The following is a 20,707-nucleotide window of genomic DNA, read 5'->3' as shown; positions in this document are numbered from 1 at the left end:
CGATAACACCAGAGTTATGAGTACGCCGCCTGGCGCCGGGCGGACGCGCTGAGTGTCACCACCGCGGGACAGCAGGCCTGCGCGCCCGCCAGCAGACGCTCCGTCGCGCCGGCGTAGGCCCCGCCGCCTTGGAGCTCGACCAGGAACAGAAGCAGCAAACCGGTCAGCACCGCGCTCGCGAGACCGTTGACGGCCGTCACCCCGGATGCCACCGGCCACGCCGACAGCGTCACGAACACGACCCCGGCGGCGACGCCGTGCCACAGCGACGTTCCGTGCGCGGGGAGCGGGAGGGCGGCGACGGCGATGATCGCCGCGCCGCCGATGGCGAGCAGTACCCGGCCCGGTGTGGCGGCGGTCCTCAGTCCCGCGGCGGTCACCAGATGGCAGATCCCCAGCAGCGCCAGTCCGGTCGTCATGATCCACCGCTCATGCGCCCCGTGTCCCGCGAGCTCGCTGATCGTCCGGCGGACCCAGTCGAACCCGCCGGGCTGCCGGTCGGCCGCGATGGACCAGCCGCCGATCATCGCGACCGGGGCGACCAGCGACGACACCAGAGCCCACTGGGGCACCACGGCGTTGCGCTGCACGTCAGCCAGAAGGTCCATAGGCTTCACCCATCGTCGGAAATGCGCTCTTGGCCGGGTTTGGGGGAACTCAAACCGCCGCCCGGAACGTTGTCACACCACAAGCTGTTCATCGAAAGGGGAGATCATGGCACTGCTTCGCAAGCTGACCGCCCTCGCGGGTACGGCTGAAGTGGCCCGCAGGTACGCGAAGAAGAACCCGGAGAAGGTCAACAAGCTCGCCAACCAGGCCGCCCGGTTCGTCGACAAGCAGACCAAGGGCAAGTACCACCACCAGCTCGACGGAGCCGTTCGCAAGGTTCAGCGGGCTACTGGCGACCCGCGCCACTGAGTGGTCCTTTTCGACTGGTCCCGCGTCGGCCGTGCCGGCCGGATAGAGGCGCGGGCTGCCCCTATCCGGCCGCCCAGGCCAGCAGTTCGTCCGCGGAACGAGTGTTGATCACCCGCTCCGGGGTGATTCCGCATTCCGTCGCGCGTACACATCCGTAGGGCAGCCAGCTCAATTGACCCGGCGCGTGCGCGTCGCTGTCTATGGAGAAGTCGCACCCTATTTCAATGGCGAGATTCAGTAGTCGCCGAGGCGGGTCGAGGCGCTCCGGGCGGGAATTGATTTCGACCGCGACGTTGTTGTCGCGGCAGGCCTCGAACACCGTCTCCGCGTCGAACTCCGACTCCGGTCGTCCCTTTCCCATGACCAGTCTTCCCGTGCAATGGCCGAGTACGTTCACCCGTGCATCCGACACGGCCGTCAGCATGCGTGCGGTCATTTCCCTGGCGGGCATCCGCAGTTTCGAGTGCACGCTGGCGACCACGAAGTCCAGTGACGCCAGCAGTTCCGGCTCCTGGTCGAGAGTGCCGTCGAGGTGGATGTCGACCTCGATCCCGGTCAGTATCCTGAACGGCGCCATCCGCTCGTTGAGCTCGGCGACCACGTCGAGCTGGGCGCGCAGGCGGTCCGCGGACAGCCCGTTGGCGACGGTCAGCCGGGGCGAGTGATCGGTGAGCACCATCCAGTCGTGGCCGAGGTCGCGGGCCGCTTCGGCCATTTCCGCGATCGGGCTGCCGCCGTCGGACCAGTTGGAGTGGGTGTGGCAGTCGCCGCGCAGCGCCTCGCCGAGCGCGCCGCCGTCGGGGATCGACGTGCCGCCCTGGAGGAGCTTGGTGAGGTATTCGGGATCCCGGCCGGCCACCGCTTGGGCGAGTACGGCCGCGGTGGTTTTCCCGATACCGGGGAGGGCCGCGAGGGTGCCATTGCGGGCGCGCTGTTCGAGTTCGCCCTCGGGCAGTCCTTCGGCGACCGTCGCCGCATTACGGAACGCACGGACCCGATATGTCGGTTCGCCGTTGCGTTCCAGATGGAAAGCTATCTGACGTAGTGCCCATACCGGATCCACATCTTGAACCTACCCAACGCGAGATGATTTTGAACGCCTTTCGGCGGTTGTAGCCGACGTACGTACCGAATACCCTTATCACTGGTCTGGACCGCGGAATCAAGGAGTACAGGTGGCCCGACGGAGCAGCGCGTACGTGGTGGAAGTAGAACCGTCCGGAATCCGTTGGGTGAAGAGCTCGGCCAGTGGTCAGGGAGACAACACGAATTGTGTCGAAGTCGTCCTCGGCGCCGACCTCGTCGTGATGCGGGATTCGAAGGACCGTCCGGGGCCGCGCCTTAACTTCCCTGCCGCGGGGTGGACTGCCTTTTTGGTGAACGTGCGCGCCGACGCCGCCATCTGCTAGGCGCATCCGCCTGGTGCGTATGCACGTGCAGGATCGCGGTTCCGGTGCACGTGCTCCTCGGAACTCATCCTAAGTAGCAACTTTCCGGGCCGTCTTCGTCAGATTTAGTGCCCAAACTCGATAAATGTGCCCGTTTTGTGGCGTTATGTCCAAATTTTCCCGTGGCAGTTGGCCTGATATCCGCTTGTCAGCGAGCTTCTAGCTCATTTCCGTATGCCGAGGGGCGTTCTGCTTGCTACCCTAGTGCTATGTAGCAGATTGCGATCTGCTACAGACGGAGGAGGGCTTATGACGAGGGGTGTACGACCGCTCAGCCGGCTCAGGTGGCTGAGCGTGGAGCTGGAGCAGGAGAGGGAGAAGCTTCAGCTCACGCAAGAGGATGTCGCTTACGCGCTCAACTGGTCGCTTTCGATGTTGGCCGGCGTCGAAAACGGCACCAGGGGTATCCCGGTCGCCGATCTCAGAATGTTGCTGCTCCACTACGGCGTGACCGACGCCGACCGGGTGGAGGAACTGGTGCGGATGGCCCGCGCCGAGAACGACCAGGTGTGGCAGTCCGAAGACGGGGGTCGTGCGCTCGAAGCCGTCGCCGCCACGCAGGTTCCGCAGATCGGCCAGCCTTGTTACCGGCGGATCTTCGCCGTCGACATCGAGCAGTCGACCGAGCGCAACAACTCCGCGAAGATGAGTCTCCGCAGGGCGATGTACGACCTTCTCGAACGCTGCATGGTGGAAAGCGGGATCACCGCGCCCCATCGGGACAGGTTCGTGGACCGGGGGGACGGGATCCTCGCGCTCATCCACCCGGTGGACGACATTCCCAAGACGCTGCTGCTCAGCAAGGTCGTCCCGATGCTCGACGAGCTGCTGGCCGGGTACGCCGAAAGTTACCCCGAGGCGCGGTTGCGCCTGCGGGCGGTGGTGCATGCCGGTGAAGTGCACTTCGACGGGCACGGCTGGTTCGGCGAGGCGCTCGATGTCGCCTTCCGGCTCTTGGACGCCCCCGAAGTGAAGAAGCGGTTCCGGGCGTCCGTGCGACCGTTGCTGGTGGTGGTCTCCGACGACATCTACACCTCGGTCGTCCGCCACGGTTATGCCGGCATCGACGTACGCGCCTTCGACGAAGTCGCCCACGTCAAGGTTGCCGGGCAGCGGCACCGCGGCTGGGTGCGTACCTGCGGGGAACAGGAGAGCTGAGGGTGGGGAGGCGGTCGGTGGACCAGCGGCCGAACAGGCCGAATCCGCTGATCGTGTGACGGTGTTGATCCTGCGGTCCATCTTGGCAACCCCAAGACTGTGACCGAGGAAAGCTGGCATTACGCTACACGTCGATTGGCTAGTCCGCCGCTTGCTGACCGACGTTGCGACCGATAGCTTTTCGCCAACTATCCAGGTGCTATGTGGCAGGATTATCTGTCAGATGTTACGAGGAGGATCTATGACCAGGGGTAAAACCCCGCTCAGCCAGCTCCGGAGGCTGAGAAGCGAGTTGCGACAGGAGCGTGATCGGCTCCAGCTCACACAGAAGGACGTCGCCGACTCGCTCGACTGGTCTCCTTCGAAGCTGATCCGCATCGAGAACGGAACGGTCGGTATCTCGATCACCGATCTCAAGGCGCTGCTGCTCAACTACAAGATCACCGACGAGGGCCGGGTGGAACAGTTCGTCGCGATGGCCCGCGCCGGGAAGGAACAGGCGTGGTGGCATAAGTACCGCGACAACTACTCCAAGCAGTTCCTCACCTTCCTTGGCCTGGAGTCCTCCGCGATTCGGCTCCGGCAGTTCCAGAATCTGGCCGTGCCCGGCATCCTGCAGACGCGTGACTACGCCCGCGTCCTGGTTTCAACGGGAATCGCGGACGAGGAACGCATCGAAAACGGCGTGGCGGTGCGGTTGCAGCGGCAGAAGCTGCTCGAACCCGGCGGTCCGGATTCGTACTTCATCCTCGACGAATCGGTGCTGCGCCGTCAGGTAGGCGGCCCGGAGGTCATGCGGGACCAGTTGAAACGGCTCAAGGAGTTGGCCGCACTGGACAACGTCACCATCCAGGTCGTGCCGTTCAGTGCGGGCAGGCATCGGGGGCTGGTGGGCTCGTTCGAGATCTTCGAGCTGTCCGACCAGGAGGACGACTACGCCCTGATGCTCGAGCAGCCGTACAAGGACGTCCTGATCGAAGACAGCTCCGAGGAGACGCGGGAGTACGTCGTCATCTTCCGGGAGCTGGAGAAGGTCGCGCTCAGCGAAGAAGAGACGGTCGAGTTCATCGACCAGGTGCTGGCCGAGGCTTAGCTGGTCAAGGCTTAAAACGCGAGGAGCCGTAACCGGGTGAAGCGTTGTCCGACGCGTTGCCCGGCTCGGCGGTAATATCCCTCTCCGGCGGCCCGGAATGTCAGGAGCCGCACCACACCGGAGGGCGTTCATGGCTGGCGAGGCTGACTTTCCCGAGTCGCCCGCGGCGGTACCCATCGGAGACGCCGAGCCGGCCTTCCTGGACACCGTGCACGGTTACGAGTTCGCCGCCGGTTCGGTGGCGGGCTCCGACAGCCGCCGCGGCGGAGGCGACTGGTCCGAGGCGTTGACCCTCGACGGCGGCAGGCTCGCGGTCGCGGTCGGGGACCTCGTGGGCGGCGGGGACTCTTCGGCGACGGCCATCACCATGCTCCGGGGCGCGCTCGTTTCGGCCTTGCTGGCGGGCGACGACGTGTCGACGGTGCTGCGCCGGCTCGACGCGCTCGCCGGACGCCTTCCCGAAGCCGTCGGCAGCACCGTGGCCGTCGCCATCTTCGATCCCGCGAACCAGGAACTGCGCTGTGCCAGCGCCGGCCACCCGTGGCCGATCTTCGTGCCCCGGTCCGGGCCGGCGGTGTTCCTCGCGGGTTCTCTCGGGATGCCGCTGGCGAGAGCGGGCGAGCACGCCACTCCGCAGACCGTGCCGCTCGCCGCCGGCGACGCGCTGGTCCTGTACACCGACGGTGTCCTGTCCAGGCGGGGCCGGTCGCCGGAGGAGTCGGACGCCCTTTTCCTCGGTGCGGCCGCGGAAGTCCGCAACGGGCATTTCTCCTGCCTGGAACTCACCGAACGGCTTCTCGCCGTCATGCTGCCCGGCGGTGCACCGGTCCAGGACGACGCCGTGCTGCTCGTCGTCCGCGCCGGCTCCGTCGAGATACCGCCGTTCCGCCTCGGCGTCGTCGCCCGGCCGGAGCAGCTCTCGACCGTCCGCCGGGCGCTCAGCGAATGGATGACCGGGGCGAACATCGGTGCCGAGGACGCGATGGCCGTCCAGTTGGCGGTGGGGGAGGCGATGGCCAACTCCGTCGAGCACGCCTACCGCGACCAGGCCCCTGGACAAGCGGTGGTCACCGCCGCCCTGCGGGACAGCGGGCAGTTGCACCTCGAGGTCGCCGACCACGGACGGTGGCAGGAGACCGACCTCGTCGCCAGCGCCCATCGCGGCCGCGGGCTGCATCTGGTCCGCGCGTCGATGGGCGACGTGCGGCTGGACCGCGGCCCCGGCGGGACGACCGTGCGGATGACCTACCAGCTCACGAGCGGAGGGCCGGTGGGCAAACCGGTGGTCGCCGCGGCGTGGGCCGGGACGGACGTGCTGGAGGTCGAGGTCCTCGCCGACGAGAAGCCGGTCCGCGTGCGGATGACCGGGGAACTGGACGCGGCGAACGCCGAAGAAGTCCGCGACCGGGTCCAGCAGATCAGCCGCGGCGGCTCGGTCCCGCTGCGGCTGGACCTCCTCGGCGTCGAATACCTGGACAGTTTCGCCGTCCGGACGCTGTTCGAACTCGCGATGGCCGCGCAGGCCAGCGGTGAGCGGCTGACCGTCACCGTGCCCGCGCGGAGCCCGATCGAGCGCGTCCTGCTCGCCTCCGGCCTCAACCAACTGGCCACCATCGACCCAGCCTGACCCTCGGGGAAAGTGTCGACATATTCCCCGGGGTCAGGCGCCTTCGTCGGCTTCGAGGTGGACGCTGATCAGGTTCAGCAGGTGGTCGGTGTCCACGGGCTTGGTCACGTACTCGTCGGCGCCCGACGCGAGGGTGCGTTCCTTGTCCTCCGCGGTCGCCTTGGCCGTCACGGCGATGATCGGCAGGTCGGCGTGCATGGTCATGCCGCGGATCGCGGCGATCGTCGAGTTGCCGTCCAGCTCGGGCATCATCACGTCCATCAGGACGAGCGCGGTGTCGGGCTGCTGTTCCAGCGACCTGATCCCGGCGACACCGGTGTCGGCGTAGACGACTTCGAGGCCGTGCTGTTCGAGCACCGCGGACAGCGCGAACACGTTGCGCAGGTCGTCGTCGACGATGAGCACCTTCTCGCCGTTGAACCGCAGCGTCGACAGCGGCGGCAGCACGGCCAGCTGTCCCGTGTGCGACGGCGTCAGCGAGGGTGCGCGTTCGGTGTCGATGGGCAGGTACAGCGTGAAAGTGCTGCCGGTGCCCGGTTCGCTGCGCACCCGTAGTTCACCGCCGAGCAGCTGCGTCAGCTGCATGCTGATGGACAGCCCCAGCCCGGTGCCGCCGTACTTGCGGCTGGTCGTGCCGTCGGCCTGGCGGAACGCCTCGAAGATGATCGCGAGCTTGTCCGCCGGGATGCCGATCCCGGTATCCTCGACGTCGAAGGCCAGCACACCGGGTGCGTCGCGGATGCTCTCTTCCTTGACCTCGGCCGGGCTCGCCATGCGGATGTGCAGGCGGACGCTGCCCTCGTCGGTGAACTTCGCCGCGTTCGACAGGAGATTGCGCAGGACCTGCTGCAGCCGATGTTCGTCGGTGTGCAGGCTTTCCGGCACGAACGGCTCGATCTCGACGGCGAATTCCAGCCCCTTGTCCGCGGTCAGCGGGCGGCAGATCGTCTCGACGTAGTCGACGAGTTCGGGCAGCGTGACGTCGGAGATCTGCAGTTCGACGTGTCCCGCTTCGACCTTGGCGAGGTCGAGGATGTCGTTGATCAGCTGCTGCAGGTCGCTGCCCGCCGAGTAGATCGTCCTGGCGAACTGGATCTGCTTCTCGGTCAGGTTTCCTTCGAGGTTGTCGGCGAGCAGTTTGGCGAGGATCAACGCGCTGTTCAACGGTGTGCGCAGTTCGTGCGACATGTTCGCCATGAACTCGGACTTGTAGCGCGACGCCATCGTCAGCTGCCGCGCCCGGTCTTCGAGTTCCTGCCTGGCCTGTTCGATTTCGCTGTTCTTGACCTCGATGTCGCTGTTCTGCTGGGCCAGCAGCCCGGCCTTTTCGGCGAGTTCCGTGTTCGACTTGCGCAGTTCCCCTTGCTGCTCCTGCAATTGCTCCGACCGGGCGCGCAGTTCCTGGGCCAGGCGCTGGGATTCGGTCAGCAGGACTTCGGTCCGGGAATTCGTCAGCAGCGTGTTGATGTTGACGCCGATGGTTTCCCGGAGCTGGTCGAGCAGATCCAGATGGACCTCACTGAATTCGTTGACCGACGCCAGTTCGACGACTCCGAGCACTTTTCCTTGGAACAGCACGGAAAGCACGATGACGTTGACCGGCGCGGCCGAACCCAGCCCGGACGAGATCTGCGCGTAGCCGGGCGGCGCGTTGCGGACCAGGATGGTCCGCCGGTCGACCGCCACCTGTCCGATGAGCGACTCGCCGAGGTCGAACTGGAGTTCCGCCGAGACCTCCGTCGAACGCCCGTAACCGGCGATACACCGCAGGACAGTCTTGCCGCCTTCCACACTGGCCAGGAAAAACGCGGCCTGCTGCGCGTCGACCAGCGGTGCCAGCTCGCTCAGGATCAACGACGCCATCGACGCGGGATCGCGGTGTCCCTGCATGAGACCGGAGATGCGGGCCAGGTTCGTCTTGAGCCAGTCCTGCTCCTGGTTGGTCCGGGTGGTCTCCTTCAGGTTCGCGATCATCTGGTTGATGTTGTCCTTGAGGTCGGCCACCTCCCCGGACGCGTCGACGGTGATCTGCCGGGTCAGGTCGCCCGCGGTGACGGCGGTGGCGACCACGGCGATCGCCCGCACCTGCGTGGTGAGGTTTCCGGCGAGCTGGTTGACGCTTTCGGTCAGCCGCTGCCAGGTCCCGGACACGCCCTCGACCTCGGCCTGGCCGCCCAGCGTGCCTTCGGTCCCGACCTCGCGCGCCACCCGTGTCACTTCCGAGGCGAACGACGACAGCTGGTCGACCATGGTGTTGATGGTCGTCTTGAGCTCGAGGATCTCGCCCCAGGCGTTGACGTCGATCCGCTTCGACAGGTCGCCCTTGGCGACGGCGGTGGTGACCTGGGCGATGTTGCGGACCTGGCTGGTGAGGTTGTTGGCCATGAAGTTGACGTTGTCGGTGAGATCCTTCCAGGTGCCGCCGACGTTCGGCACTCGCGCCTGGCCGCCGAGGATGCCCTCGGTGCCGACTTCGCGGGCGACACGGGTGACCTCGTCGGCGAACGCCCGCAGCGTTTCGACCATGCCGTTGATCGTCTCGGCCAGCGCGGCGACCTCGCCCTGTGCCTCGATGGTGATCTTCTTGCCGAGATCACCGCCGGCGACCGCCGTGGCCACCGTGGCGATGCTGCGCACCTGGTCCGTCAGGTTGTCGGCCATCACGTTGACGTTGTCGGTGAGGTCCTTCCAGATGCCCGCGACGCCGCGCGCCTGCGCCTGGCCGCCGAGCTTGCCCTCGGTGCCGACTTCGCGGGCGACGCGGGTGACCTCGTCGGCGAACGCGGAGAGCTGGTCGACCATGGTGTTGATGGTGTTCTTGAGTTCGAGGATCTCGCCGCGCGCGTCGACGTTGATCTTCTGCGTCAGGTCGCCTCGGGCGACGGCGGTGGTGACCTGGGCGATGTTGCGGACCTGGTCGGTGAGGTTGTTGGCCATGAAGTTGACGTTGTCGGTCAGGTTCTTCCACGTCCCGGCGACCCCCGGCACCTCCGCCTGGCCGCCGAGGCGGCCGTCGCTGCCGACTTCGCGGGCGACGCGGGTGACTTCGTCGGCGAACGACGAGAGCTGGTCGACCATCGTGTTCAGCGTGTTCTTGAGTTCGAGGATCTCGCCCTGGGCGTCGACGGCGATCTTCTGCGACAGGTCACCTCGCGCCACGGCCGTCGCGACCTGGGCGATGTTGCGGACCTGCGCGGTGAGGTTGTTGGCCATGAAGTTCACCGAGCCGGTGAGGTCGCGCCAGGTCCCGGCGACCCCGGGTACCTGCGCCTGGCCGCCGAGCTGGCCTTCGGTGCCGACTTCGCGGGCGACGCGGGTGACTTCGTCGGCGAACGACGAGAGCTGGTCGACCATCGTGTTGATCGTCGTCTTGAGTTCGAGGATTTCGCCTTGGGCGTCGACGTTGATCTTCTGCGTGAGGTCGCCGCGGGCGACGGCGGTGGTGACCTGGGCGATGTTGCGGACCTGGTCGGTCAGGTTGTCGGCCATCTGGTTGACCGAGTCGGTGAGACTCCGCCAGGTTCCGGCCACTCCTGGCACCTGTGCCTGGCCGCCGAGGCGGCCGTCGCTGCCGACTTCGCGGGCGACGCGGGTGACTTCGTCGGCGAAGGCGGAGAGTTGGTCGACCATGGTGTTGATGGTGTTCTTGAGTTCGAGGATTTCGCCTTGGGCGTCGACGTTGATCTTCTGGGTCAGGTCGCCGCCCGCGACGGCGGTGGTGACCTGGGCGATGTTGCGGACCTGGTCGGTGAGGTTCGTCGCCATGAAGTTGACGGAGTCGGTGAGGTCGCGCCAGGTCCCGGCCACGCCGGGGACGTCGGCCTGCCCGCCGAGGCGGCCTTCGGTGGCGATCTCCCGCGCCACGCGGGTGACTTCGGTCGCGAAGAGCGACAGCTGCGCGACCAGCCCGTTGACACGCTGGCCGAGTTGCGCGAACTCACCGTGCAGCGGCTCGCCGTCGAGCTCCAGCGCCATGGGCTGCGAAAGGTCGCCTTCGACGACCGCGCCCAGCACCCGGTGCAGCTCGATGGTGGGCCGCGTCACGTCCCCGATCAGCCCGTTCACCAAGTCGACCGCCGTCGCCCAGCCGCCTGGCCCGACCTCGGACGCGACGCGCACGTCGAGCTTGCCCGCCTGCCCGACACTGGCGCGGACCCGCTGCAGCTCACTGACCAGCCGCTGGTTGCGCTCGGCGATGTCGTTGAAGGCAGCCGCGAGCTGGGCCGGGACCCCGTCGCCGGCGATGACGACACGGCGGCGGAAGTTCCCGTCGCCCAGGTCACGAGCGGCGGCGAGGAGCCGTTCGAGCGCGGTTTCGTCGATCGGCTGGCCATCCTCGCCATCAAGCGGGGAATGCACGGGCTGGGGTTGGATTGTCAACGCTCTCGTCCCTCTCGGCGAAGGTGTTCAGTGCTCACGAAACTTCCGGTCGCAACCACTTGGGCCAGCGTCCCATGATTCGCTCTACACTTCGACCTAGCCCTCGTTGTCTACGCAGAGCTGGGCACCTGCTTACGCCGCGCTACGCTGGGCCAGGAGGTTCGGGAATGGCATTGTGGTCGGCTGTCGGCGGTTGCCGTGCCTAGCCGACGACCCGGCTTGGACGACCTGCCGGACACCGGCGGGTTCTGGCGTGAGGCGCTCACCGACGTCAGCGACGCGGTGATCCTGCAGGACGCCGAAGGGCAGATCCGCTGGTGCAACCCCGCAGCGCTCGAATGGTTCCCGTCGCTCGACGGCGGTGGCTGGGTCGAACCGGGCCGGGTCGCCGTGCTCGGCCTTGGCAACAGTGACGAAGGTTACGTCGAATACGGCGGAGCCCGGTTCCCCGCGGTATGCCGCACGGTGCAGGACGGCTGGCGCATCTGGACCTGTTCCCGCGGCCCGGAAGGGCCGGTGGGCATCGAAGGTTTCCTCGCCGAAGCCGGTGTGCGCCTGACCGGTGTCTGGGATCGGGCGTTGACGGCGGCGGTGATCGCCGAGCTCGCGGCGGCCGAACTCGCCGATTTCGCTTACGTGGTCCTGCCGACCACCCGTGGCCGCTGGGAATGGTGGAGCGCCGGCGCTCCGTCCGGCGTGGCCAAGGGCCGTGTCCGCCGGGTGCTGCCCGAGCTGGCGCCCTTGCTGAGCCAGACGATGTCGGGCGCCGGGCACGTCCGGGCGCGGCCGCTTCCCCCTGCCGAAGTACTCAACCTGCCCACGGCGTTCACGGCCATCCTCGGGCCGTGTATGCACGTGTCGGTGGTTTCGCTGATCGCCGAGGACGGCAGCGGCCCGGTCGGCGCGATCGTGCTCGGCAACCGCGGCGAAGACCTCCCCTTCGGCGACAAGCAAGGCCTGGCGGTCACGGAATTCGCGCGGCGGGCGGGCGCGGCGATGTCCAGCGCGTTCCACTTCGAGCGGCAACGCGACGCCATCGACGGCCTCAAGACCACTCTCGGCCCGACAGAACTGCCTTCGGTGCCGGGCTCGCGGCTGGCTGTCTGGTACGAACCGGCGAAGGGCGCGCTCGACATCGGCGGGGACTTCTACGACGTGCATCCCCGCGCCGACGGCAGCGCTTTGGTGGTGCTGGGCGACATCTGCGGAAACGGCGCCGAAGCCGCCGCACTGACCGGCCGGGTCCGCCATTCCCTCGCCGCGCTGCATCTGGTGGAGCGCAACGGGAAACGGCTTCTGCAACGGCTGAACGAAATCCTCATCGCGGCGGGCAGCAGCCGGTTCGCCACCCTCATCGTCGGGTCGATGCAAGCACTGGACGACGGTGGCCTCCGGCTGACGCTGACCTCCGGTGGCCATCCCGCGCCGCTCGTGCTGCGGAAGTCCGGGGAGGTCGAAGAGCTTGCGCTGCAAGGCATGCTGGTCGGCGTTTCACCGCAAGCGCGATTCGCCGACTGCGTGGTCGAACTGGCCGAGGGTGACATCTGCCTCATCTACACCGACGGCATCAGCGAAGCCCGCGGTACTCACGACCGGGCGGAGCTGTACGGCCAGGAACGACTGAGCGAGATGCTCGCCGAATGCACGGGCCTGCCCGCGCACCTGGTGGTGAAACGCGTCCGCGAGGCCGTGCACGAGTGGCTTGGCGAAGCCGAGCACGACGACATGGCGCTGCTCGCCATCGAGTGCGCCGCGGAGTAGCCGGCTTTCTCCGAGCCGCTCGGCCCGCTTGAGCGTCACGTCACCGATCGCCTTGAGCAGCAACGAGGTTTCCCGGAGCTCGGGTTCGATCCGGCCGAGCGTGGTGGCGTTGACCGCTTCCAGTACGAAGTCGGCCCGGTTGAGGGCTACGTCGTTGATCGCCTTCAGCAGCTTGGAAAATCCCATCGCAAGTTTCCTCCCCGGAGTACAGGAGGCGTTGGTGACGGATCCAGATACGGCCTGGCATAGTTGGCCGGATGAAACCGCCGTGGGGACAGACGCTCGTGGTGTTCGCGGCGGCGGTGGTGTTCGCCGGCGGGATCGTGGTGGCCGCGCTCGCCCGTGACGAGCCGGGAACGACGTCAGAAGGCGCGTTCGGGAGCCTGCGTGCGGTGCCGTTGAGCGGTGGCAGCCTGCCCAAGATGTCGGTGGCGGTCGCCCGGCCGACGTCCATCGCGCGTCTGCCGCTGACGGTCGACTCCGGTTGTCGGCCAGAGCTGGGGTCGGGTGCCGTGGCAGCCGTTCCCGAGGCAGTGGATCAGCGCGTGAACGTTGCGTGGCAACGGATCGAGACCTGGCTGGCGGCACACGCCCCGGCGAGCGCGGCCGCCCTCGCCGGACCGGCTCCCGTCGCGCGGCTCGGTGAGGTGCAACAGCGGATCGGCGTGACGCTACCGCCTGAGCTGGTCGCTTCGCTGCTGCGTCACGACGGCATGGGCACCGGCGGCGGCCAGCTGCTGCCCGCGATCTACCGGCCGGTTTCGGTGGCGGACATCGGCATCCAGGCGAAGTCGTTGTGTGAAGTCCTGACGCAGGGTGTCAACGAAAGCGTCGGCTCCTGGTGGCACGGCCAGTTCGTCCCGTTCGCCGTCGACGGCGCCGGTGATGTGCTCTTCCTCGACCAGCGTCGCGGACATGAAGGCAAACTCGGCCAGAGCGACCACGAGGGCTCCGTCGACTTCAGCCGCCGGCCCGCCAGTCTGACCGAGTTGCTCGAACAGACCGCCACCGCGCTCGAAACCGGGGAGCGGACCTACGGCGATTATCGGGCCGAGGTCACCCCGGCCGGAGTGCTGACCTGGGAACTGGTGCGCTGATCACCTTGACCTCGACCTAGGTCGAGGTGCTTGGCTGAGCACATGAGCACTGCGATCGAAACCGACGTGTGGAACACGGCCGCCCTGGATGTCGACGCCTACCTGGCGCGGATCGGCCTGCACCGATCGGAGGCAACCCTTGAGGCCCTGCACGAAGCGCACGTGCGGGCGATCCCGTTCGAGAACGTGGACCCGGTGCTCGGCACGACGCCGGATCTCGAGCTGAGCGCGATCGCCGGCAAACTGGTGGACCGGAAGCGCGGTGGCTACTGCTTCGAGCACGCGCTGCTGTTCGCCGCGGTGCTGGAACGGCTCGGCTACGCGGTGCAGCGACGGCTTTCGCGCGTGCAGCCGCACAAAGCGGGGCCGCGGACGCACATGATGCTGATCGTGGGGCACAACGGACGCGACCACTTGGTCGACGTCGGGTACGGCGCGGGCATGATGCGCCCGATGCCGCTCGAAGACGGCGTCGTGGTGAGCCAGGCGGGCTGGGACCACCAGCTCACCCAGGACGGTCCACTGTGGACGTTGTCGAAGCGGGCCGGTGACGACTGGGAACCCCAGCACGCCTTCGACGACCAGCCTCAGCGACTGATCGACTACGAACTCTCGAACTACTACGTGGCGACCCACCCGCACTCGCCGTTCACCAGCAAACTGATCGTGATGCGCCTCGACCACGGGATCAGCAGGCGGCTGGTGGGGAACGAACTCACCGTGGAACACGCGGACGGCCGCGTCGACACCACTGCGGTGACTCCAGCCACGTTGGGCGAGACACTGCGGTCGCTGGACCTTGATCTGCCTGCTGCGGTGCTGGAGGGGCTAGTGAGTGTTTCGCGGCGCTATTGACCGCCATCTGTCGACAGATGGCGGTACGTAGTGCCCCCAAAGAAGGGGAGGAAAACGCAAGTGGCCCTACCGTGAAGAGAAGCCGGTAGGGCCACTGAGCTTGAAAGGGTCGACGCGCCCGGTCGCCTCTCGGCAAGCGGCACGACGCGGTTCCAGCCGAACGGTATTCCGCGAAGGCAATGGGGTGAGCCCGGGGGACACGTTGGCGCGTCGACCAAGGTGTTCAACAGGGGTGCCCCGCGTGGTATTCCCACCCGGAACAACCCCTGGTCGGATCCCTATGCGGGGTTGGTGCCGGACTTGCAGCCGCGGGACTCGATGGTGAACCAGGTGCCGCCGACGCCCTGGCCGTTGGCCTGGCCCGGGGCGGTGTCCTTGGAGTAGGTGTAGACGGGCCAGCCGCCGACGGTGACCTGGTCGCTGCCGTCCGCGCGCTTCACGGTGCCGACGAGCTTCTTGTCGACGCCTTCGAGCTGGACCTCGCCCTTGGCGATGACCGGCGGCCAGGTGGTGGCGCAGGCGCCTTCACAGTTCGACTTCGACGGCTTCTTGGTGTCCTTTTGGAACAGGTAGAGGGTGCGGCCGTTCTGGTCGGTCAGGATCGGGCCGATGCCCGCGATCTCACCGGCGGAGATCTTGGTGTTCTCGGCGGCCGGGGCGTCCGAGGAGGGGGCTTCGGCGAGCGCGCCGGCCTTGGTGCCGGTCGGGGTCACCCCGAACCACGTGCCGCCGACGGCCTGGCCCTTGGCGTCACCGGGCTGAGTGTCCTTTGAGTACTTGTAGACGGCCCAGCCGCCGACGGTGACCTGCTCGGTGCCGTCGGTGCGGGTCACCTTGCCGACCACGGACGGGTCGACGCCCTGTACCTCGACCTCACCGGTGGCGGGGGCGATGACCGGGGGCCAGGTCGTGGCGCATTGACCGTCGCAATTGGACTTCGGCGGCTTCGCGGTGTCCTTGTCGAAGCGGTAAAGGGTGAAACCGTCCTTGTCGGTGAGGACCTGGCCGATGGTGGGGAGCTCCACCGCGGTGAGTTTCACGCCGCTGTCGGCAGCGGCGGCGTTCGCGGCAGGCTGCACGGCAAGCGGGGCGGTGGTTTCGGTGGCCTGGCCGCAGGCACTGAGCAGAGCCAGCCCGGCAACGGCCGTGGTGACGGAGACGATGAGGCGCGAGCGGCGCATGAGGGTTGCTCCTTGGGTCCGTGCGGTGGCTCCGCGTTTCCCGCGGCTGCCGATGCCAGGTACACGGACGTCCCCGCTGACCGGTTCAGGGTAGTTTCAAGATTTTTCCGATTTCCGGTCGGCGGGGCGAACAATTCGAGGTCAGAGCGTGATCACGACCTTGCCGCGGAAATGCTTCGAGGCGAAGTCGATCAGCGCCTGCGCGGCGTCGGCGAACGCGTAGGTCGCGCCGATCTCGACACGCAGTTTTCCGTCGGCCACCGCTTGGGCGAGTTCTTCGAGCCGCCCGGCCGGGACCTTCGTCTGGACGTAGGTCGCCTTGACGTCGCGCTCGAACGTCTCCGCACCACCGAGTACGGAGATCAGGCGCCCACCGGGCTTGGCCGCCGCCGCGGAAGGTTCGATACCGGGACCGGCGTTCGCCAGATCGAAGACGACGTCGACGCCTCCGGGAACCAGTTTGTGCGCTTCTTCCGCGGTGTCGGTGGTCTTGTAGTCGATGACCTCGTCGGCGCCGAGTTCGCGCAGGAACTCGACCTCGTCGGCGCGGCCCGTCGCGAGCACCTTCGCTCCGGCCCGCTTCGCGAACTGCACGGCGAAAACGCCGAGTCCGCCGGAAGCACCGACCACGAGCACGCTTTCCCCGGCCTGGATCCCGGCCGCGTCGAGCACGGTCTTCGCCGTCGCCGAGGCGAGCGGCAACGCGGCGCCTTGGGCCGCGCTCAGCGCGTCGGGCCGGATCGCGGTCGACGCGCTGACCTTGACGACCTGGTATTCGGCGATCGCACCAGAGGCGAAACCGTTGGTGGTGATCACTTTGTCGCCGGGGGAGAACCGCGTCACGCCCTCACCGACGGCTTCGACCACGCCGGACGCGTCGATGCCGGGCACGAACGGGTGCTTGATCGGGGCGAAGTCCTTCATCACGCCGGTGGGGAGCTTGGCGTCGGCACCGTTCAGCGACGCGGCCTCGATCCGCACCAGGATTTCACCCGGCCCGGCGACCGGGGTGGCGAGCTCGCCGACGGCGAGCTCTTCCAGCGGGCCATAAGACTGCGAAACGAGCGCCTTCACGGTGGTTCTCCTTAGGACGTCGACCTTGTCGTACGGGCGACAACCAAGGCAGTCACCGATCTGTTCCGCCCGCCCGTCTCACGGTCCACCGGGTCCCTGACCGGGTGGGTCGGCCAGCGCGTCCACCACGTCCGGGTCCGGGTAGCCGGACAGGCCCGATACCGCGACCGTCCCGGCGGGGCCGTGCAACAGCGGGCCGTAACGCGCCGACATCTCGCCGTCGCGGGCGCTGCCGCCGCCGCCACGTGCCCGGCGCAACGCGTTGACGAGCGCCGTTCCGGCCCGGGTGCGGAACGCCCCGGGGTCGGCGCACAGCATCGCGAAGCTCAGGCACCCCAGCACCAGTTCGGGTATCAAAAGCACTATCACGCCGTCGGTCGTCACCGGCCTGGTCTGTGACAGACCGCTGCTGACCAGCCGCGCCGCCCCGGCCACCAGCCACGCGGCCAGCAGCACCTGCGGCCCCCACCACCGCAGCGCGCGGTTGCGTGCCGAGCTGATCAGTCCTGCCTCCCGCAACCGGCTGACGACCGGCGCCATCTCACGCGCCCGTTTCGCCACTCCGATCAGGTCACCGGGCCGGGCGCCTTTCCGAGCCGCGTCCAGGATCACCGCGGACAGGCCCTCTCCCACGCCGTCCGCGACAAGGTGCCCTGGCCGGCGGACCCGCAGCTTCTGCTGGGAAATCAGCCGCGCCAGCTCGGTCTCGGCCAGCCGGTACTCGCCACCGTGCAGGTACGCCAGCTCGTCCGCACCGAGCCCGGGCAACGGGCTGGGCAGCACAGCGCGGCCAACCCCACGCCGCGCCAACCAGGTCACCGCCCCCAGCGCGACCAGCCCGGCAGCGTAGAAGATCACGAACCACAGCGAGGACAGCCCCCACAGGGCAGCCGGATCCCACACGCATCCTCCTCGACCGGCCGCGGAGCTGTGACCATTTAGTATGGTATTGGGTGGCAACGACCTCGTCGAATCTGTGCCTTTCGAGGGGATCAGGCGCCGCGCCGCCGGGGCGAGAGCCGGGGGATGGTCATCGTGAGGGCCGCGGTGGTGAGCCAGCTCAGGAGATCGGGCAGCGGGATCCGCGAGAGCCGCTCGGGCCATTCTTCGGCCACCGTGCGCAGCACGACCTCGTCGTCTCGGGTTTCGATTTCGGTCAGGCTCAGCCCTGGCGGGAGCTCCGGCGGCGGAAGGACGATCGGCTTCAGCCGCTGTGGCAAGGGAATCCGGAGCTTGCCGACGCGCAGCGCGCGCGGGCGCAGGCTGATCGACGCGTCTTCGATACGCGGTTCGAGTTCGGCGTATCCCCAGCGCGGGTGCCGTGCCGAGCGAATCGCGACCATGCCGCCCTCGCCGGGTTCGGCCACGATCCCGGGACGCAGGCCGCTGATCAGCGCACGCACGACATCGCCGCTGACGACGATCTCGATCTCGACGGAAGCGGGGATCGCCGCGGGTGTCGGCAACGACCGCAGCCGGACGTCGCGAGCCACCACCGTCACCCGTTTCACCGGGGTTTCCGGCCAAGTGATGTCTTCGGCGACGATGCGGACGTCCCCGAGTTTGCCGGTGGCCAGGCGAAGGGTGTCGGTCCGGTAGTCCAGCTCGACCACGGTCAGTTCGACGTCGGTCTCACCGACCTTCGCCGTCAGCCTTCGCCCGACGAGCTGTTCGCTGACACTGCGCAGCACGGCCGCGGGTGTGGTGGGCACGGACGGCAGCAGTGCCCGGCCCGCCGCGGCGAGCCCGGCGGGCATCCAGCCGTCGAACCATTTCGCATCGCTCACCCGGACAGTGTGGACGACGAAGGGGGCGCACCGGGAAGGCGCGCCCCCTTCGGGTCAGGTCAGCGGCCCAGCAACCGAGCGATGAAACCGGTTATGACCAGCCAGAACACCGCGGCCAGACCGTAGTTCAGCAGAACCGCCAAATCGGGATTGGACAGGGGGAAGAGACCCGGGAAGAAGAGGGCCAACGGTTCGGCCAACGACTTGATGAAGCCAAAAAAGGCGTTGGCCGGGTTGGCGCCCATCAGGATCATCAAGATGTAGATCACTTCGATGATCGCGAACAGCGCACCTACCCCGGTGACCACTCTTGCGGCAGTGCCTCGACCACTGGAAACTCGCGTTCTCACCATGCGGCCAAAATGCCCGGCGGTTTTCGGAATCAAACCGGATCGGGTGATATGAGCGTGAAGTTGAGGCATCTGGCGGCTTGCGTTGGGCCGATCGGCGCTGATGGACCCCGATGTGACTCTCCGTCGTCAATTGACTGTCGGAATACCGACAGTGGCGGTTAACCGACGCCGCAATGCGGTCTGGACCCCCTTAAAATTGGTCCAGACCTCTCTTGCTGTTCTTTTCAATGTTCCACCGTGTCCCCCTGCATTGGAGAAGACGTCCATGACGACTCGGAGAACCATGCCCAAGATCCGCTGGCACTTCTTGGCCCTGATGACGGCCGTCGTGGCGGTGGTGGCCGGACTGGTGGTCGCGCCCGCGAGCGCCGCCGGTGGCGTTTCGGCCACCTTCGCCAAATCCTCCGACTGGGGGACCGGTTACGAAGGCAAGTACACGATCGCCAACGGCAGCTCGTCGGCGCTGAGCTCGTGGACGGTCGAGTTCGACCTCCCGGCCGCGCACAAGGTCGCCTCGCTGTGGGAAGGCAGCTACACCGCCGCCGGCCAGCACATCACGGTGAAGAACACCTGGAACGGCTCGGTCGCCCCCGGCGCCTCGGTGACGTTCGGCTTCAACATCGCCTACACGGGCACCTACACCGCGCCTTCGGGCTGCAAGGTCAACGGCGCTTCGTGTGACGGCGGCACCAACCCGCCCACCACCACGCCGACCACCTCGAACCCGCCGACGACCACCACGCCGACGACTTCGAACCCGCCGACCACCACGACCTCGAACCCGCCGAACCCCGGCGCGCTCAAGAACCTCGGCTACTTCGCGCAGTGGGGCGTCTACGGCCGCAACTACCACGTCAAGAACATCGAGACGAGCGGCTCGGCCTCGAAGCTGACGCATATCAACTACGCGTTCGGCAACGTGACCAACGGTTCCTGCACCGCCAACGACGACACCTACGCCGACTACGACAAGGCGTATGACGCCGCCGGCAGTGTCGACGGTGTGGCGGACTCCTGGGAGCCCGGCTCGTTGCGCGGCAGCTTCAACCAGCTCCGCAAGCTCAAGAAGCTGCACCCGAACCTGAAGGTCCTCTGGTCGTTCGGTGGCTGGACGTACTCCGGCGGCTTCGGTCAGGCCGCGCAGAACCCGGCCGCGTTCGCCGACTCCTGCTACAAGCTGGTCGAGGACCCGCGCTGGGCAGACGTCTTCGACGGTATCGACATCGACTGGGAGTACCCCAACGCCTGTGGTCTCACCTGCAACACCAGCGGCGCGGCGGCGTTCCCGAACCTGATCTCGGCGCTGCGCACCCGGTTCGGCTCGTCGAACCTGGTCACCGCCGCCATCACGGCCGACGGCAGCAACGGCGGCAAGATCGACGCCGCCGACTACGGCACCGCGGCGAAGTACCTCGACTGGTACAACGTCATGACCTACGACTACTTCGGTGCCTTCAACGCGCAGGGCCCGACGGCTCCGCACTCGCCGCTGACCTCGTATGCGGGCATCCCGCAGGCGGGCTTCAACTCCGACGCGGCCATCCAGAAGCTCAAGGGCAAGGGTGTCCCGGCGAGCAAGTTGTTGCTGGGTATCGGTTTCTACGGTCGTGGCTGGACCGGCGTCACGCAGTCCGCGCCCGGTGGCACCGCGACCGGCGCCGCTCCCGGCACCTATGAGGCGGGGATCGAGGACTACAAGATCCTCAAGAACAGTTGCCCGGCCACCGGAACCATCGCGGGCACGGCGTACGCCCACTGTGGAACGAACTGGTGGAGCTACGACACCCCGGCGACCATCGGCGGCAAGACGAACTACGTGAAGAGCCAGGGTCTCGGCGGCGCGTTCTTCTGGGAACTCAGTGGGGACACCGGAAACGGTGAGCTCATCAACGCCCTCGGCGGCGGACTGTCCAAGTAGGACTCAGCGCTCGTGAAGGAGGAATCATGAAACTGGGTTCTTTAAAGAGTGGTTGGC

17 protein-coding genes are annotated in these 20,707 nt (G+C 67.3%); 9 read left to right on the top strand and 8 right to left on the bottom strand.

The features are described from left to right. Positions 1-14 precede the first annotated feature (14 nt). Positions 15-608 carry a DUF998 domain-containing protein gene (locus VGP60_RS21760; protein WP_327549893.1) on the bottom strand — a complete coding sequence of 198 codons (594 nt, stop codon included), beginning with the start codon at positions 606-608 and terminating at the stop codon, positions 15-17. Positions 609-714: 106 nt separating this feature from the next. Between VGP60_RS21760 and VGP60_RS21755 the strand changes: the two genes are divergently transcribed. Next, positions 715-918 carry an antitoxin gene (locus tag VGP60_RS21755; RefSeq protein WP_327549892.1) on the top strand — a complete coding sequence of 68 codons (204 nt, stop codon included), beginning with the start codon at positions 715-717 and terminating at the stop codon, positions 916-918. Positions 919-979: 61 nt separating this feature from the next. Here the strand turns inward: VGP60_RS21755 and VGP60_RS21750 are convergent, their stop codons facing one another. Next, positions 980-1,981, bottom strand: a complete 1,002-nt coding sequence (locus VGP60_RS21750) for a PHP domain-containing protein (RefSeq protein WP_327549891.1) — start codon at positions 1,979-1,981, stop codon at positions 980-982. A 112-nt stretch (positions 1,982-2,093) separates the two neighbouring features. Here VGP60_RS21750 and VGP60_RS21745 point away from each other — a divergent pair, with 112 nt between their 5' ends. From VGP60_RS21745 to VGP60_RS21730, 4 genes are all read left to right on the top strand, one after another. Then, positions 2,094-2,327 carry a DUF397 domain-containing protein gene (locus tag VGP60_RS21745; protein WP_327549890.1) on the top strand — a complete coding sequence of 78 codons (234 nt, stop codon included), beginning with the start codon at positions 2,094-2,096 and terminating at the stop codon, positions 2,325-2,327. 288 nt (positions 2,328-2,615) lie between these two features. Then, positions 2,616-3,524 carry a helix-turn-helix transcriptional regulator gene (locus VGP60_RS21740; RefSeq protein ID WP_327549889.1) on the top strand — a complete coding sequence of 303 codons (909 nt, stop codon included), beginning with the start codon at positions 2,616-2,618 and terminating at the stop codon, positions 3,522-3,524. Positions 3,525-3,765: 241 nt separating this feature from the next. Next, positions 3,766-4,617, top strand: a complete 852-nt coding sequence (locus tag VGP60_RS21735) for a helix-turn-helix transcriptional regulator (protein ID WP_327549888.1) — start codon at positions 3,766-3,768, stop codon at positions 4,615-4,617. Between the two features lie 130 nt (positions 4,618-4,747). Next, a complete protein-coding gene (locus tag VGP60_RS21730) occupies positions 4,748-6,244 on the top strand; it encodes a SpoIIE family protein phosphatase (RefSeq protein WP_327549887.1) in 1,497 nt (498 codons plus the stop codon). Positions 6,245-6,277: 33 nt separating this feature from the next. Here VGP60_RS21730 and VGP60_RS21725 read toward each other — a convergent pair whose 3' ends face one another. After that, a complete protein-coding gene (locus tag VGP60_RS21725) occupies positions 6,278-10,567 on the bottom strand; it encodes a HAMP domain-containing protein (protein WP_327549901.1) in 4,290 nt (1,429 codons plus the stop codon). A gap of 255 nt (positions 10,568-10,822) precedes the next feature. Here VGP60_RS21725 and VGP60_RS21720 point away from each other — a divergent pair, with 255 nt between their 5' ends. The 3 genes from VGP60_RS21720 (at position 10,823) to VGP60_RS21710 (ending at position 14,337) form a co-directional block, all read left to right on the top strand. Then, positions 10,823-12,385: a SpoIIE family protein phosphatase gene (locus VGP60_RS21720; protein WP_327549886.1), complete on the top strand. Its 1,563-nt coding sequence runs from the start codon at positions 10,823-10,825 to the stop codon at positions 12,383-12,385. Between the two features lie 257 nt (positions 12,386-12,642). Then, positions 12,643-13,482 carry an SMI1/KNR4 family protein gene (locus tag VGP60_RS21715; protein WP_327549885.1) on the top strand — a complete coding sequence of 280 codons (840 nt, stop codon included), beginning with the start codon at positions 12,643-12,645 and terminating at the stop codon, positions 13,480-13,482. Positions 13,483-13,524: 42 nt separating this feature from the next. Beyond that, positions 13,525-14,337: an arylamine N-acetyltransferase family protein gene (locus tag VGP60_RS21710; RefSeq protein WP_327549884.1), complete on the top strand. Its 813-nt coding sequence runs from the start codon at positions 13,525-13,527 to the stop codon at positions 14,335-14,337. A gap of 278 nt (positions 14,338-14,615) precedes the next feature. Here the strand turns inward: VGP60_RS21710 and VGP60_RS21705 are convergent, their stop codons facing one another. The 5 genes from VGP60_RS21705 to VGP60_RS21685 all read right to left on the bottom strand — a co-directional run bounded on the left by VGP60_RS21705 (position 14,616) and on the right by VGP60_RS21685 (position 18,732). Further along, positions 14,616-15,518 carry an SCO0930 family lipoprotein gene (locus VGP60_RS21705; protein WP_327549883.1) on the bottom strand — a complete coding sequence of 301 codons (903 nt, stop codon included), beginning with the start codon at positions 15,516-15,518 and terminating at the stop codon, positions 14,616-14,618. A 141-nt stretch (positions 15,519-15,659) separates the two neighbouring features. Then, positions 15,660-16,592 (bottom strand): NADP-dependent oxidoreductase, encoded by a 933-nt coding sequence (locus tag VGP60_RS21700; RefSeq protein ID WP_327549882.1) that lies wholly within the window; start codon positions 16,590-16,592, stop codon positions 15,660-15,662. A gap of 78 nt (positions 16,593-16,670) precedes the next feature. Next, positions 16,671-17,495 (bottom strand): TIGR04222 domain-containing membrane protein, encoded by an 825-nt coding sequence (locus tag VGP60_RS21695; protein ID WP_327549881.1) that lies wholly within the window; start codon positions 17,493-17,495, stop codon positions 16,671-16,673. A gap of 89 nt (positions 17,496-17,584) precedes the next feature. Then, a complete protein-coding gene (locus tag VGP60_RS21690) occupies positions 17,585-18,379 on the bottom strand; it encodes a hypothetical protein (RefSeq protein ID WP_327549880.1) in 795 nt (264 codons plus the stop codon). A gap of 59 nt (positions 18,380-18,438) precedes the next feature. Then, entirely contained in the window at positions 18,439-18,732 is a 294-nt protein-coding gene (locus VGP60_RS21685; protein ID WP_327549900.1) for a hypothetical protein, read from the bottom strand. Positions 18,733-19,015: 283 nt separating this feature from the next. On the opposite strand from VGP60_RS21685, the gene VGP60_RS21680 reads away from it, so the two are divergent. Then, complete coding sequence (locus VGP60_RS21680; protein WP_327549899.1) at positions 19,016-20,650, top strand: glycosyl hydrolase family 18 protein; 1,635 nt, start codon at positions 19,016-19,018, stop codon at positions 20,648-20,650. Positions 20,651-20,707 lie beyond the last annotated feature (57 nt).

Source organism: Amycolatopsis sp. (genome assembly GCF_036008905.1).
Classification (GTDB): Bacteria; Actinomycetota; Actinomycetes; order Mycobacteriales; family Pseudonocardiaceae; genus Amycolatopsis.
Note: the sequence above shows the minus strand (reverse complement) of the source record. Positions and strands in the feature narration are given on the sequence as shown.

Coding starts and splice junctions, on each gene's coding strand:
- VGP60_RS21760 (WP_327549893.1), bottom strand. CDS start 608: ATGGACCTTCTGGCTGACGTGCAGCGCAACGCCGTGGTGCCCCAGTGG.
- VGP60_RS21755 (WP_327549892.1), top strand. CDS start 715: ATGGCACTGCTTCGCAAGCTGACCGCCCTCGCGGGTACGGCTGAAGTG.
- VGP60_RS21740 (WP_327549889.1), top strand. CDS start 2,616: ATGACGAGGGGTGTACGACCGCTCAGCCGGCTCAGGTGGCTGAGCGTG.
- VGP60_RS21735 (WP_327549888.1), top strand. CDS start 3,766: ATGACCAGGGGTAAAACCCCGCTCAGCCAGCTCCGGAGGCTGAGAAGC.
- VGP60_RS21730 (WP_327549887.1), top strand. CDS start 4,748: ATGGCTGGCGAGGCTGACTTTCCCGAGTCGCCCGCGGCGGTACCCATC.
- VGP60_RS21715 (WP_327549885.1), top strand. CDS start 12,643: ATGAAACCGCCGTGGGGACAGACGCTCGTGGTGTTCGCGGCGGCGGTG.
- VGP60_RS21710 (WP_327549884.1), top strand. CDS start 13,525: ATGAGCACTGCGATCGAAACCGACGTGTGGAACACGGCCGCCCTGGAT.
- VGP60_RS21705 (WP_327549883.1), bottom strand. CDS start 15,518: ATGCGCCGCTCGCGCCTCATCGTCTCCGTCACCACGGCCGTTGCCGGG.
- VGP60_RS21685 (WP_327549900.1), bottom strand. CDS start 18,732: ATGGTGAGAACGCGAGTTTCCAGTGGTCGAGGCACTGCCGCAAGAGTG.
- VGP60_RS21680 (WP_327549899.1), top strand. CDS start 19,016: ATGCCCAAGATCCGCTGGCACTTCTTGGCCCTGATGACGGCCGTCGTG.